Raw genomic sequence first — 15,020 nt, 5'->3', positions numbered from 1 at the left:
GACCGTCTGCCGCACGGTGTGTGAAGATGTTGAAAAAACATATACGGTATGCGTGCCTCATCATGAAGAAAGACAGGGGACTCGAACTGTCTGTCAGTCCGTTCCTGTAAAGAAGACTCGGACCGTTTGTCAGGACCAGGGGCACTGGGAAGAACAGCCCTGTGACGGTTGTCAGTCACCGTCCTGTGGCGACTGCTGCAGCAGTTGTGGTTCTTCGGGCTGTGACGGATGTGCTTCAACTGCCTGTTGCGGGACTCAAAAAGTCTGGGTACCCAACATTGTTCAGACGGAGGTGGAATACACTTGTTATGAAAACCGGATGATCGAAGAGCCTTGCACTTACACTGTGACCACTTACAGCCAGGAAGAGCGAACGTGCACTGTTAAGGTTACACGTGAGGTTCAGGAAGAGGTTCCTTACACATATTGCGTGACTGTCTGCAAACCGGAACAGCGAACCTGCACCGTCAACGTTACACGTGAGGTTCAGGAAGAGGTTCCTTACACATATTGCGTGACTGTCTGCAAACCGGAACAGCGAACGTGCACCGTCAAGGTTGCACGTGAGGTTCAGGAAGAGGTTCCTTACACGTATTGCGTGACTGTCTGCAAGCCGGAAGAACGGACCTGTACTGTTCAGGTTGCGCGTGAGATTCAGGAAGAAGTTCCCTGCACGTATTGTGTGACTGTCTGCAAGCCGGAACAGCGTGAAGTAAAGGTTCAGGTTTGCCGCATGGTTGAGAAAACTGTCACATGTCAGGTTTGCCGATCGGCATGTGATGGTGGCGGCACTCCGTCCTGCTGCGAAAGCCACTGTGATGGATGCCACTAAATGAGTTTCATGCGAGGCCTGTTGCCGGCAGACGTCTCATTATCGAAATGATTCACCTCGGCGGGTCTTCCTGCCGGGGTGTTTTCGTTGAACCTGGAATCAAAACCAATACGCTGATGCAACCAAAGAGGTGGTGGTCACAGTATTCGGTCAGATATGAGTTGACGAAGACTGTCCGTGACTCCTGGACTCGGACGCCGGTGGCAGTTCGGGTGGGGGAGTCATCTGTGCCTCCGAATCGGAGTTGCTGTTTTTGTTAAGTGGGCGACGTTCGATCGTGCCTGTCGGTCCGGGCGAAATGAATTCGGAAGGTTCGGTGTGCAGATGAGGATTGGGGGCGGCATGACTTCGTTCGGCCGCGTGAATGGCAGCATCGCACTGGGCGTCGTTACACCACTGACCTTCTGCAAGGTAGATTCCATTGTATTCCAGCAGAGAACCGGTAGCCAGATTCAGATTAACCAGTGCCTTATTGTAGTTAACAACCTGTTGGTAGTATGCGCTTTCCGCTGCTGCAGCACTGGCCTGAGCACGGAGCACCAGATCCAGAGTGCCTGCTCCCACCTGTTCTGTATAACTGAGTTTTTCAACGCGTTCCTGTGCGGCCTGAAGACGTTTGTGATGCGATTGAGCTGTCGCGAAGGCTGCTGTGACTTCCTGAATTGCAATAGCAATCTCGTGTGACACATTTCGTTCCTGAGCGGCCAGCACCGCCGTGTCTTTGGCCAGTTGCAGTTCCAGGTTCCGGACTTGGCTTCTCTGGCTTCGATAGCCAAGTGGTATCGTCACTTCAACTCCGGCTGTCCATGTTTCCAGTCCCGCCCTTCCAAAGGAACCATAGCCGCTGCGAATGGGCAGTCCCGTAACCGGTTCGATAATGCCGTTGTCGAGTAGCCGGTCACCAAAACCGTTGACATCGTAACTGCCGACGGCGTTCACTGTCGGCCTGACAAGACTTCGAGCTGCCTTGAGCTGTAGTTGCAGGCTTTTGATGCGGAATTTCTGGGCTCGAAGTTCCGTACGAAGACTCAACCCCTGATGAAGTGAGAAATCCCAGTCAGGAATGTATTCCGCGATGGCCGGTTCGTCTGACGGTCTTAGAACACGCCCGTCGTTGACCGGAAGTCCCATAAGCCGCCGCAGTTCTGATTCTGCCCGAAAAATGTTACTCAGCGACTGCTCAACATCTGCCTTTGTTTCGTACAACCGATCCTTGGCCTGCAACTCATCGGCAGGATTGAGGATCCCGACATCTTTCTTGTCCTTCGATTCCCGCCAGGTCCTTCTGGCACTGCGGTGAGCAATGACCGCGGTGTCGAACGTTCGGTAGGCCAGATACAAATCCCAGTACGCGTTTTCAATATCCCGAATCGAGTTGCGAACAGCCAGTTCAAAGTTCGCGATCGATATGTCGTTATTGATTCGCGAAATGACTACCCCCTGGCCCACACCCGTAATGGCTCCAAAAGCAGGATTCTGCGGACCGGCAATTCTTGTGAACTCAACTCCGCTTCCGGCGAGCAACGGCTGACGAACAGAAAGACCAAGGCTCCCGGCATAGGCAGAGGTGAGCGGGGTTCCGACCGGAGTTCCCAGATAGTTCCAGTTATGCGAGAGCGCTACCGTTCCACCGGTGGCAAACTGTTTGCTGAGTGCAGACGTGAAAGCTCCGGTCTCACGGGGAATCAGACTGGCGGAACTGCGCCCCCAAAGTGCTGATGTTGTAAACTGAGTGTCAAATCGCGATAGTGCGGCTTCCAGTCCCAGTCCTGCCCCGAACAGAATTCCGGACTCCTGGATTGCAGGATCATAGACCGATGACGCAAAACGTGGGCTGTTGAGAACAGTGGAGCTGCCTACTCCTCCCGGTGTTGCCGTTTCCACAATCTCGTTATTAGACAACGCGGTCCGAACGGCTTCGTTGAGTGACAGAGTGTGAATCTCTTCTTCCACTCGTCGAAGTAGGTTCCTGGGTTCAATGGTTGTTTGCACGGCTTCGGCGGTGACGTTGTCCAGACAGACGTGTTCAATTCTTGCGCCGTATCCGCGGTACGATGCTTGCTGATGGGTGCTGTCTTCAGGCCACGACTGTTCGGACAATGGTTTGCGAACTGTTGCGCAGCCGGAAATGAGAGGGGCTACTACAATTGCAAAACACCAAAGTGTGACGAGAACCAGACGTTGTCGCGGGGCAGGTTGGTTAGATGTCCGGCGAGCTTGAATTCGGATAGGTCGACCGGATGACAGCCGGCTCTGACACACGAAGCGTTTTGACGTTTGACGGACACAAAGATCCGGTGGAATCAGCATAGGACATCCCTGTCACAGCAACACCACCTGTACGGAATGCCGCAAGCTGTGTTGCGGGCGTCCGAATGGACTTCACCGGAAAGATCAGCCCAGGCGTTGCGGTCAACGTCACCGGTAGGATCCAAATCTTAGGGTCAGCCGGCAGAGTTGCTATCGGTTGATGTCTTCGATGGACTTGAAGAGGGTCTGCCGGGCGCATACTCGTTATAACGCATCCCCAGTGACTTCTTGATAAAGACGACCTCACCCGCATCATTTCCCTCAATTGCGTGACCGACAAACTGCAGCAGATAGCCGCTGGTGAAGCAGCCGAGTACGTAATACCAGGTAGCTCCTTCGATCAATGCTGCCGGTGTGCCCACAAACGTCAGTGGTACTCCCACCAGATGCAGCGCCCTGTTGACGGGATTCGTGTGACGAGGCAGATAATTCCTTAGAAATCGCCGTATCATGTTCGTTTTTAGATGCGTTGACTGTGTTGCTGTCGGAGCTTGGGACTGCGGGTAAACGAGAGCGACGGTTTATTCGGTTTCGTCCGGATCCGAAAGTGATTCAAGTGATCGGTCTTCACCCACGGCACGTACCGGGCGACGAAAAATTGCCACAACGTCTTCGACAGGTACTACGTAGAGCAGATTATCAGCTTCAAAATCGACTGGAATGGCGTTCTTAGGATGAAACAACACCTTGTCGTATTTTCGAATCGGAAAGTCTTCATCACGATCAATCTGGACACTGATCTCAACCACACGACCGGTAATCGTGGGGATCTCCGATGTATCGGGTAACACAATGCCACCACGAGTTTCCTGACGGGATTCGTCTTTCCTAATCAGGATTCTCAAACCCAGTGGTTCAACATATTCACTCACGATTCGTTTTTCCGCTGAGACCAATGCTTCATGCAAAATCTGCCGGTTTCCGGGACAGCAGAACAGGCAGTCACGTCGGTGCTACCCACCTGACCATCTGCAGATTGTAACGCAGACGTGTTCACCGCAGCACTCGCAAAGTGATATGCAGCAATGTTTAACTGATTGAAAGGGCCAGTATCACTAAGTTGAGCGAACAGAAACAGGATTCCCTCTGATTCTGAACGTTTGAAACCAAATCAGAGAAACCGTTGTCTGGTTCGTTGGTTGTTCCGGATTCGGCAGCGGCGGTGCCGATTTAGCAATCGCGGAACCTCCTGGTTGGAAATCGTGGCTGTGTCATGGTCATGATGGTTCAACGGATTGGTTGAACTCTGGTCGAGCATCTTCAGCAGAAGGACCTATTACTGCTGCCGGTTGACTATTTACGGTACCTACTGTGGAAACCGAATATAAATGTTCCTTTCCCTGCTGTTTCAGGACAGATCGCTGAATCAGAGTTCCAAGAGGCCCAGCCAGTAAGGCGGGTAAAAACACAATATCGGCAACCAGTGCCGCAAAAATCAAAGCCGCGAGCATCCAGCCGAATCTACTGATTAACAACAATTCTGCGGGCAGAAGGGCCAGCATACCTAGACCAACGACAGTGCTGGTCTGCCACATCGCCGGACCACAGTGTTCCAGTGCCCCTGATACCGACTCCGGAATTGTCCTGCCGCGTTTGAGAAGTTCCTGAAACCATGTGATTAGGTGCAGGGTGCCGTCGACCGCAATCCCTAAAGCAACGGATGCGGTGATCATCGTACCAATGTCGACTCTGAGCCGGGCCCAGGACAGTAGTCCAAACACCATGATCACCGGCATCAGATTTGGCAGCATTGTGATCAATCCTGCCCGGACACTGCGGAGTAGAATCATCATTACGATCGCAATCAATCCAAAGGCCAGTCCAAAACTGCTGATGAGACTCTCCAGGACGGCCTGCTGTGTCCGTAGAAATACGGGGATAAGTCCGGTCACCACATGACCAACGCCCTCAATTCTTATTTTTTCACCGCCTTTGCGTCTGACTTCCACGTTAGCAAGATGGCGTTGGGCAATTTCGTCCAGCTCCGCAGTCAATACCTGCAAATCGACGTCTGACAGAATGGCAGCCTGAGCAGAAATTCTCCAAAGCTCATCTCCCGCGGCATTCAACGGCGGTGCGTTTGGTATCTCCCCTGGTGTCTCAACTTCGGGCAGGGCCAGCAGTGATGCAATGGCCCTGGTCGTGGTGCTTTCCTCTGCAAGTTCTTCACGCAGTCTGTCCTTGATCGTTTTTTCGATCCGTTGTCGGGCACGTCGCTGTCCAAAATTCAGTTCTGAGGATTCTCGCAAATCCATAAACGAAGCCAGTGACAGCGTTCCACTGATCTCCTGATGTTTACGGATCTCTGACTGCAGTTTCATCACCGTGCGTGCACGTTCCAGAAACGTCATACGGCCGGGATCTTTATTTCGTCCGGGAGCAGCCTGAGTCTCTTTACTGAAGCGAACAATTGTGTCGACTGATACGATGCCCGAAAGGTTGTCTTCCAGAAAAACGTAGTCCTGGTACAGTCGTGATTTTTCCGGGAAGTAACGGATGACTTTCGTTTCGGTGCGGAATTTGTACAAACCGTACCCACACGCTGCAGTCCCGATCAGGCACAGTGCAGCGACTGGATAGCGAACACGAGTAAGCCATTGACCAAGCGTCTGCCAGTGACGAGTGTTTAATTTTGCGAAGTCAGGAGGGCACTGCTTCCAGTACAGCATCAGTGACGGCAGCAGGTACAGCACCATGAAGAACGAAATGATGCAACCGACTGCAGAATAGACACCAAAGTCCTTCACCGGAATCAGATTGCTAACGAACAGTGATCCGAGTCCAATAGACGTTGTCGTGCTGGCTAGGATGCATGGCAGCCACGCGATAGAGGCTGCTTCGACCACTGAGCCCTGCTCGTCACGTGCAGAGGAATGTTTCCAGTAATTGGCCAGATGAATTGCAGCTGAGGTGGTCAGCACGGCCAGTAGTGTTGGCATCACAACCAGTACCATATTCATACTGCCGCCGGTGACCGGTACAATGGCGACCGACGCCAGGACTGTCAGCACTGCCGCAACCTGCACCAGAATCGCCAGACGCAGACTCCTCAGCATCCAGAGTGACAACAGAATGCTGATTAGTGTGGAAAACAATACGGGTGAACGGCGCGGAAAATCCCAGAGTTCATACTTGCGGTTCCATCCGGCACGCCCCACGGCCCGGTTGAGCTCTGCACCCACGACCGGTCGTCCGCCGAGTCTGAGATTTGATTCTGTGACTCCCGATGCAATGCAGGCCTGACGAATCACAGCCAGTGTGTCTTCGCGTTCGGCCATTCCGGTTTCTGAAAGAGTGATCGTGAGTGCCGCCTGTGAACCCTGAATCAGAAATACATCCTCGACGTAATGCGGATAAACGGATTCACTGCCGTCGACACCAATTTTCAGATTCTTCAACGCGTCGATGATCTGTTGCACTGACGCCCGATCTGCATGCATATGAGGCCAGGTGGCAGCCAGATCGAATTTCGGCTGTTCGTTCACCCAGTTGGTCAGTAAGTCATTCAGTTTCCAGGCAGACGTGTTGTCGAGCGGAATGTCAGTTGATGGTAGCGGCAGTTCTGCATTAATCAGGCGAGCATGCGGGTGATTCAGTTCTTTGATGACTGCGAGGAGTTCGGATCGTAGTTCCTGCCCGCGGGCGCGACCGGAATCGGTTAGTCTAATCCGCAGCGGACCCGGCCCCAGCAGCAGTCCGTTGATGCGATCGATTGCGGTCTCAAACGGGATGTTTCGGTCCAGCATTCGACGCAGAAGTTCAGACGGCAGTGAAACTGACGAGATGAAGGGAGACCCTCCTTCGAGTCTAGCGTCTTCTGAAAGCCGGCCTTCCAGTTTTTCCTGCACCAGTTTCAGGCGGGGATCACTGATGGAACAGTCGTCCCAGGATACCAGGATTCTGTCTTCCGTAGGAAAGCTGCTTCGATACCACGAAAGGATCCTGGCCTGAGGATCGTCTCGCGGAAGCCAGCCGGCAACATCGTTATGCATTTTGATCTGGCCAAGCGACCAGTAGATGGGCGGCAGCAGCAGTACGACCAAGGCAATGATCCATACGGCCATTCCGTGGCCCCAGGGATCGCGTCGCATTAGAAATGGTTTCTTCCCCGAGGCTTCCATGTCCCGTTTACTTGTGTGCAGAGTGAAAAGTAAGTCAATTCGCCAATTCGCGGACTGCCGATAGTGTTCAATGAGTTACGGAAGTTCCAGGAAGAAGCCGCATTCTATCCGTCTTTGATGATTTCGTCATGGGTAGTGGCGACACTGAACCCCCAATCCCTGCTGTGCACCGTCAAATTAATACGATTATGTAAAACGCTTAATTTGCAGTGGTTACGATAAATGCGATGAGTAACGTCGGCGTGTTCTCATCGTTGCCATATTATTATACGTGGTCGTTAAACTCCGGGCGGGCACAGGACAATGAGCCTGTTTCCGTCGCCCCTCTCTCCCGATGGATCACCTAGTGGCGATGTCGCAGACCGACAACCCGACGACAGACAATACCGGAAATCCGCTTGCCGAGGGGCAGCTGGCGGGCCAGACCGGTTCATGCTACGTAGCAACCGGTCACAGACGCTTACTGACGATTGCCCGGATGGGCTGGTTTCTTTCTCTCACCATCCATGTCATCGGCTATTCCACTGCGGCCTCGGTGTTTGCCTGGCTGGGACTGGCCGGCACAGCCAGGCAGACCCCAATACCGATTCCTCCAATCCAGGCGTCTCTGGGTGATGAATTGCGACTTGATGACCTGCCGGCATTACAGATCATTCCCGCCCCTGGTCCGGAAGTCGATCAGACAATCAAAAGTCTGCAACAACTTGCCAGCAGTCTTTCTGTGACCGAGCGAGGCCAGTTGGATTCAGTGGTGGCTGATGCAAAGCTTGCGTCGATTGGAAATAGCGAAGCGGAATCCGGGAATCAGGGAGAGAGTCCCTTTTTTCGAATTCCCGAAGGAGGACTGGCTGTGACCAGGGGGAGTTTTACCGCCTGGACAGATCCGGCAAATCCGGAAACTGGTGAGCAGTATCAAATCATTATCGAGATACGGCTGCCGGACGGGACCAAACGTTATCGGCTCTCCGATCTGTCGGGAACAGTGAAAGGAACAGACGGTCACCGTCAACGTTTGCCGTTCGACCGGCAATATTTTACTGCTTCACGCGTCACCGGTGGGGCAGAGCCCGAAGTTGTCACCAAAAGAACCATTGTGGATGTGTCCGGTCGAAAGCTGCAACTGGCAATCAAAGTTCCGGGAGCCCGGGTTCGTTACGTGGATGGGCGACCGGTGCAGGATACGATCAGGATTAAATCCAGAAGGCTGCGAGAGGAGCAGGAACTGGTTCTTGTTTTTGGCAGCAATCGAAAAGAGTCGGCAGTGGGTCTCCGCCAGGAATAATCAAGGGGAATGATCCCTAAGTACAAGAACAAATCAGCCGCGTCCCCCAATTGAACAGGGGCGTTCTGTCGCTGGTCGTAGTTTGCGTGTCAGGTTAAATGCCTCCTTGAGCAACAGCGGATTTCCTTCAAAAATCGCCCGTGCCTCGCGGTCGACAGTTTTCATGTGTCGCAAATCGCCCGGTAAAGTGTGATCTGACGCAACACACAGCGGCGGACCCTAAAAAGGCGATGTATTTAACGGGTCGGTAACCGCGACCAACGGGTCAAAAGTGGAATAAAGCAAAAAGAGCGTCCCCGGTTTCCCAGGGACGCTCCGATGCAAGGCCGGAACAGCAAGGCGGGCCATTGCTTGCCGTCACGACATCGGATTTTGTTTACGCAGGTTGTGTGCCAAATTCAAAATTTTGTGAGCAACAGGGAATATCCTTTAAAACTCCTCCGACTCATGCAGTCGGCAATTTTGAACCGTAGCAAATAGCCCGGCAGGGTGTCCTGTTCTGCTGCACATTGAGTCCGGCCGTGCAGAAATCGATACGGTTTACGGGCGGTCCGAACCGATACCATTGAGCCGGCACAGAGATCGTTCGTGATGTGAAGTCGAGCGGACTGACGAAACTGAGATAGACAAAACAGCGTCACCGCTTCTCACTTAAGGAACAGGGACCGTCGACCTTGCAGCGTGATTGTTATCCGTGATGGCTTGAACGGGGCCTCGTTCCCAACTTTTGCTGAACTTGATTGATTCTGATCGCACAGTGACGGTGTTGCCCATCTGAAGGCGTGTTCCGACAGCCACGGTTGGCTTATTTTGGAAATGTTTGTTTCAGATTATTGCAAAATCAATCATGGAACGTCATTATGGGCTGTTGTTTCTAGCCGTTCGTTGAAAGTTTTTGATGTTTGTTGATCAAAGGCGATCAAAAATATTGGGCCTTACCGAGCGAATGGGGTTTGTGTCCCTTCAACAACTGGCCGCAGCCGTCCAGGCCAGCGAGTCGACTGTCAGGCGTGACCTGGAGTACCTTGACGCACAGGGACAGATTCATCGCACACGTGGCGGTGCTGCCTATTCCGGTGAGTCACTGACGGATCTTTCCGTTCGGGAGAGTCGTGCTTCGGTCGAGAAACAGGCAATTGCCCGTCATATGGCGGGTTTGATTTCTTCGGGAGATACGGTGCTTCTGGATGGTGGTTCGACCACTCTGGAAGTTGCTCGACATTTAACCGGTAAAGTTTTGCAGGTTGTGACGAATTCGTTGCCTATTGCCTCGCTGATGATGAATCAGGAACGGATCGAGTTGATTTTTATTGGTGGTTACGTTTATCCGAAAACTGGTGTCGCTTTGGGCGATCAGGCGGTTGAAGCTTTGCGGAATATATACGTTTCGCAACTGGTGATGAGCGCAGGTGGGGTGACTTCGGAAGGACTATTCAACAGCAACGCTCTGCTGGTCGATACCGAACGACAGATGATCCGTGCTGCCGAACATGTCACGCTCGTCGCTGACCACACCAAGTTTGGCCAGAGAGCACTCTCTCACCTTTGTCCCCTGAGTGAAATTGACGAGATTGTATCAAACGCCAGTTTGGGGCAGGAATGGCAGCAGATGCTGCGGGACAAGGGGATTACGTTGAGTTTGGCTGAAGGTGCTGAGCAGCCTGTGTGTTGATCGGGCTTCGGACAACTGAAGACATATTAACAGAGATAATTATTGCCACTGAGGGCAATACAATCATTGGTCACACGGATGTGTCCTCCAGTAAGTTCCGGGACATTCTGTGATTTCCACTTCATCGATCAGTCGAAGCGACATCGAACGCGTCGTTCGGGACGTTTTGACACAGCGGACAAACACCATCCGGCCAGGGGCATCCGTCGGCATTCCGGTGCTGAGAGATACGACCGGCTCGAAATCCGGTGCGGATGATACTGCCCAGGATAACACTGCCGGAAAAGTGGATCGTAACCCGCTTGTCGTCAACATTTCCGCTCGACATGTTCACCTCACACAACCGGATGTGGAGACTCTGTTTGGTGCCGGGGCGTCACTGACCCCGGAGAAGGATCTTTACCAGGACGGATATTTTGCGGCAAAGGAAACGGTAGCGGTAGTCGGTCCTCGCCGCCGAATGATTCCCAACGTTCGGGTCCTTGGTCCCTGTCGGGATGAATCACAGGTGGAGTTGGCATTTACCGACGGAATTTCTCTTGGCATCAATTTGCCGGTTCGCATCAGCGGCAATGTTCAGGGGACGCCTGGCTGTGTTCTGGTGGGGCCGCATGGTGTCGTGGAACTGCAACACGGTGTGATTCGTGCAATGCGTCACGTGCACATGGGGCCCGCGGACCTGGCCTACTATGACGTCGCTGACAGAGACCTCGTTCATCTGCGTGTCGAAGCGCCCGGCTGTACGACAATTCTGGAAGATATGGTGGTCCGTGCCGGAGACGACATTAAGCTTGAAGTGCATCTGGACACGGACGAAGGCAACGCGATTAATCTGGATCATGCAACGCATGTGGAATTGGTTAAACCGGCTCTGTGTGCCTGTCACAGTTAACATAAAAAATACACTATTTGAATTCACGGTGGCAACGGAAAGCCGCCATACGTAATTGCAGACGTGCTGGCAGGACACCAGTGACCGATGCCGGAGAACAATTGACATGGCGAAACCGATGGAAGCGTTGGGGATGATCGAAACCAAGGGTTTCGTTTGCCTGCTGGAAGCTGTCGACACGATGCTGAAGGCAGCCAATGTGGAAATGATCGGCTGGGACAAAGTCGGCAGTGGTCTGGTGACCGCATTTGTCGTGGGTGATGTCGGCGCTGTGAAGGCGGCGGTTGATGCGGGTGCTCAGGCTGCATCCAAAATAGGCGAAGTCGTCAGCGTGGAGGTGATTCCTCGTCCGCATGAAGAGCTCAGCAGCGTTATTCCGCGGCGTACGCGGTCAGGCAAGTGAGTTTTTCCAGATCGTTGGACGTTGAGATTTCATCCGCGACTAACAGGGTTCCAGAAAGTTCAGTCCTTTTTTATTTTCGAACGGGAACAGAAAAATGTCAGAAGCAATCGGTCTGATTGAAACCAAGGGTCTGGTCTGCCAGGTTCAGGCCTCCGATGCCATGCTTAAAGCTGCCAATGTCAGTCTCGTAAAACAGGTTCAGATTGGGGGAGCCTTTGTGACCACTGTCATTCGTGGTGACGTGGGGTCAGTGCGTGCCGCTGTGGATGCAGGTGCGGCTGCAGCATCGCAATCCGGCGAACTGATCAGCGCTCATCTGATTCCCCGCCCGGAACCGACAGTGTTGGAGCACTTCGTCTGATTGTTATTCGTCTCTGCTCATTCGGATAACTGTTTCGGCGATCTGCGTCCTGTTGTCAGATCCGGCCATAAGCGAACTGTCCGATCTACGGACCTTCTGTGTGTTGTGGTTTCAATGAAGATTCTTGTTGCCAATCTGGGTTCCACAAGTTTCAAGTACCGCCTGTTTGACCTGTCGGACGAAACTCAGCTTGCGCGCGGCGGAATCGATCGCATCGGAGGTACCGAAAGTCATTGCTTTGCTGCGGCTGGCCATCACACAATGGAAACACAGCAGCAGGTTCGCGATCACGCCGAAGCTGTGCAGTTGTGTCTGCAGCAGTTGACAGATCCGGAGCACGGTTGTCTGGACACAATTAACGACGTCTGCGGCATCGGATTCAAAGCCGTTTTTGCGGGAAGTATGAGCGGTGTGCGGATCGTGGATGAAGAGTTGCTCCTGAAAATGGAAGCATGTTCGGTTATTGCCCCGGCTCATAATCCGCCGTATGTCAAAGCCATGCGTCAGTTGCGAGCGGCTTTTCCTGACATCCCGTTGGTTGCTGCGCTGGAGACGGGTTTTCACGAGACAATTGACTTCGAATATCGGGCATATGCAGTTCCGTTCGAATGGTACAATTCACTGGAAATTCGCCGATGGGGATATCACGGCGCAAGTCATCGCTTCATTGCCGGACGTACAGCAGAGCTTCTGGGACGGGATGATCTGAGAATCATCAGCTGCCATCTGGGTGGCAGTGCATCCGTGTGCGCGATTCGCAACGGTCAAAGCGCAGCCACATCGATGGGAATGAGTCCTCAGGGGGGGCTCCCCAGTAACAACCGTGTTGGTGAATTCGATCCTTACGCGATTCCCGCCATCATGCAGGCCACAGGGATGACACTGGAACAGGTTTTGACAGAGATGTCATCCAACGGTGGTTTGCTGGGAGTGAGCGGGCTGAGTGGTGATTGTCGTGATCTGGAACAGGCCGCCGCAACCGGACACGATCGGGCTGAGAAAGCCCTGCGACTCTTTGAAGCCTCGATTCGTAGTCACATTGGCTCCTACCTTGCCGTTTTGCGAGGTGCGGACGCGATCGTCTTCACCGGCGGAATCGGCGAAAACAGCGAACGAATCCGTCGGTCCGTCTGTGAGGGGATGGGATGGACAGGTCTGAATCTGGATACGGAACGAAACTCAGCGGTCAAACGCGATACAGAGACAAAAATCAGTACGGATCACAGCGGAATTGAAGTGTGGATTATTCCCACAAATGAAGAGCTGGTAGTGGCTCGGCAGACGGCGGCTGCTATCGGATGAGAATGTAACGAGCGGCCTGTTTTATCGGGGGCTGCATGAGTATTCACGAGAACAGGAACGACGATCATGTTTCTTGGCAGAATCACGGGCAGCATTGTGTCGACTCAAAAAGTTGACGAGCTGGTCGGCAGCAAACTGCTGATCGTGGAACCATTGCGTGTGAATGAAAAAGACCAGAGTGATCTGCAGCCGACCGGTCGGTCCTTTATTGTGGTGGACATCGTGGGTGCCGGCGAAGGCGAAGTCGTGTTGTGTGTTCAGGGCAGCAGCGCCCGGTTCACTCCACAAACGAAGACGTTGCCCATTGATGCAGCAATCGTAGGTATCGTCGATACCGTAACTGTGAAAGATACCCAAATCTTTGCCGGCGGGGAGGTTTAAGTCGTCATGCAAGCAACAGAACATGCCATTAGACAGGTGGTCCAGGAAGTGCTCAGCCAGTTGTCACATACGGGTGGAGCGAATGGCAGCGTCGTACCACAGCAAAACGGCGTAAACGCCGGCAACTTCGGAGTTTTCGACGATGTTGACTCTGCCGTGACCGCAGCTCAGTTCGCGTTCGAACAACTCAGCGATGCTCCCGTTGATACGCGTCGTATTGCGATCGACATCGTCAAGCGTATCTGTGAAGAACAGGCCGATGAGTTGGGTCGGCTGGAAATGGAAGAAACGAAAATCGGTCGACTTGATCATAAAGTCGCCAAACTCAAACTGGTCCGCAGTATCCCCGGAGTTGAATTTCTGCGATCAGATGCTGTGAGTGGTGATCACGGTCTGACCGTGACTGAATATGCTCCGTTTGGTGTGATCGGTGCCATCACTCCGGTGACGCATTCACTTCCCACCATCGCCGGCAACTTTGTTAATATGGTGGCAGCCGGAAACACGCTGGTTGTGAATCCACATCCTTCGGGAGCAGGAATTGCGTCTGAAGGAGTACGTCGTTTTAACCAGGCAATCCACGAGGCGACGGGTCTGCAGAACCTGATTACGATCATCCGTACCCCGACTGTGGAGTCAGCTCAGGCGATTTTTGATCATCGTGGAGTTCGAGTCGCTGTGGTGACCGGTGGACCCGCGGTTGCACGTGCAGCGCTCCGGAGTCCAAAACGAGCGATCGTGGCCGGACCAGGCAACCCCCCTGTCGTGGTCGATGAAACTGCCGACCTGGACAATGCCGCACGGTCGATTGTTACGGGAGCTGCTTTTGACAATAACCTGCTGTGCATTGCTGAAAAAGAAGTGTTTGCGGTCGCCGGCATTTTTGAACAGTTGATGACTTCCGTTGGCCGTCAGGGTGGTTACCAGTTAAATGCGCAGCAGATTGCTCAACTGACATCACTTGCGTTTGCACCCCCAAAGGAACCGGACGGGCATCCTCTGCTTAATCGTGATTTTATCGGTCGGGATCCTTCGTGGCTGGCGGGGCAGATTGGAGTGACGGTGCCTGCGGAGACAGGAATCCTGTATGGGGAAACAGATGAACACAACCCCTTTGTGCCTGTCGAGCAAATGATGCCGTTCGTGCCTTTTGTTCGCGTGAACGATGTGGATACGGCAATTGCCATGGCACAAAAATATGAACATGGTTTTGGTCACACTGCCATCATCCATTCCAACAACGTGAAGACGATCACAAAGATGGGGCGGATCATGAACACAACCCTGTATGTGAAAAATGGCCCGTGTACAGCGGGGCTTGGAATTGGAGGCGAAGGTTATCCGTCATTCAGTATTGCGACTCCCACCGGTGAAGGCGTTACCAATCCCATGACATTCACTCGTCAGCGACGGTGTGCAATGGCTGACGGACTCCGAATCATTTGATCACATCGCGTTTCCTTA

The 15,020-nt window shown here is 53.1% G+C and carries 12 protein-coding genes; 8 read left to right on the top strand and 4 right to left on the bottom strand.

Annotation, left to right across the window (positions count from 1 at the left end; all coding sequences use genetic code 11):
• Positions 1–982: 982 nt before the first annotated feature.
• The 4 genes from MK110_16735 to MK110_16720 form a co-directional block, all read right to left on the bottom strand.
• Positions 983–2,932 (bottom strand): TolC family protein, encoded by a 1,950-nt coding sequence (locus MK110_16735; protein MCH2212951.1) that lies wholly within the window; start codon positions 2,930–2,932, stop codon positions 983–985.
• A gap of 344 nt (positions 2,933–3,276) precedes the next feature.
• Positions 3,277–3,594 (bottom strand): DUF962 domain-containing protein, encoded by a 318-nt coding sequence (locus MK110_16730; protein ID MCH2212950.1) that lies wholly within the window; start codon positions 3,592–3,594, stop codon positions 3,277–3,279.
• A 69-nt stretch (positions 3,595–3,663) separates the two neighbouring features.
• A complete protein-coding gene (locus MK110_16725; GenBank protein MCH2212949.1) occupies positions 3,664–4,014 on the bottom strand; it encodes a co-chaperone GroES in 351 nt (116 codons plus the stop codon).
• Positions 4,015–4,359: 345 nt separating this feature from the next.
• Positions 4,360–7,233, bottom strand: a complete 2,874-nt coding sequence (locus tag MK110_16720) for an MMPL family transporter (GenBank protein ID MCH2212948.1) — start codon at positions 7,231–7,233, stop codon at positions 4,360–4,362.
• A gap of 382 nt (positions 7,234–7,615) precedes the next feature.
• On the opposite strand from MK110_16720, the gene MK110_16715 reads away from it, so the two are divergent.
• From MK110_16715 to MK110_16680, 8 genes are all read left to right on the top strand, one after another.
• Positions 7,616–8,545: a hypothetical protein gene (locus tag MK110_16715; protein ID MCH2212947.1), complete on the top strand. Its 930-nt coding sequence runs from the start codon at positions 7,616–7,618 to the stop codon at positions 8,543–8,545.
• Between the two features lie 898 nt (positions 8,546–9,443).
• On the top strand, positions 9,444–10,217 hold the full coding sequence (locus tag MK110_16710; protein MCH2212946.1) for a DeoR/GlpR family DNA-binding transcription regulator: 774 nt from the start codon (positions 9,444–9,446) through the stop codon (positions 10,215–10,217).
• Positions 10,218–10,326: 109 nt separating this feature from the next.
• Complete coding sequence (gene pduL / locus MK110_16705; protein MCH2212945.1) at positions 10,327–11,109, top strand: phosphate propanoyltransferase; 783 nt, start codon at positions 10,327–10,329, stop codon at positions 11,107–11,109.
• Between the two features lie 106 nt (positions 11,110–11,215).
• Positions 11,216–11,512, top strand: a complete 297-nt coding sequence (locus MK110_16700) for a BMC domain-containing protein (protein ID MCH2212944.1) — start codon at positions 11,216–11,218, stop codon at positions 11,510–11,512.
• Between the two features lie 94 nt (positions 11,513–11,606).
• Complete coding sequence (locus MK110_16695; GenBank protein ID MCH2212943.1) at positions 11,607–11,873, top strand: BMC domain-containing protein; 267 nt, start codon at positions 11,607–11,609, stop codon at positions 11,871–11,873.
• Between the two features lie 114 nt (positions 11,874–11,987).
• Positions 11,988–13,175 (top strand): acetate/propionate family kinase, encoded by a 1,188-nt coding sequence (locus MK110_16690; GenBank protein ID MCH2212942.1) that lies wholly within the window; start codon positions 11,988–11,990, stop codon positions 13,173–13,175.
• A 66-nt stretch (positions 13,176–13,241) separates the two neighbouring features.
• Positions 13,242–13,556, top strand: a complete 315-nt coding sequence (locus MK110_16685; GenBank protein MCH2212941.1) for a EutN/CcmL family microcompartment protein — start codon at positions 13,242–13,244, stop codon at positions 13,554–13,556.
• Positions 13,557–13,562: 6 nt separating this feature from the next.
• On the top strand, positions 13,563–15,002 hold the full coding sequence (locus MK110_16680) for an aldehyde dehydrogenase EutE (GenBank protein MCH2212940.1): 1,440 nt from the start codon (positions 13,563–13,565) through the stop codon (positions 15,000–15,002).
• The last annotated feature ends 18 nt before the right edge of the window (positions 15,003–15,020 follow it).

The organism is Fuerstiella sp. (assembly GCA_022447225.1).
Lineage (GTDB): Bacteria > Planctomycetota > Planctomycetia > Planctomycetales > Planctomycetaceae > S139-18.
The sequence above is the reverse complement of the archived record's forward strand: the minus strand, read 5'-3'. Positions and strand labels throughout refer to the sequence as shown.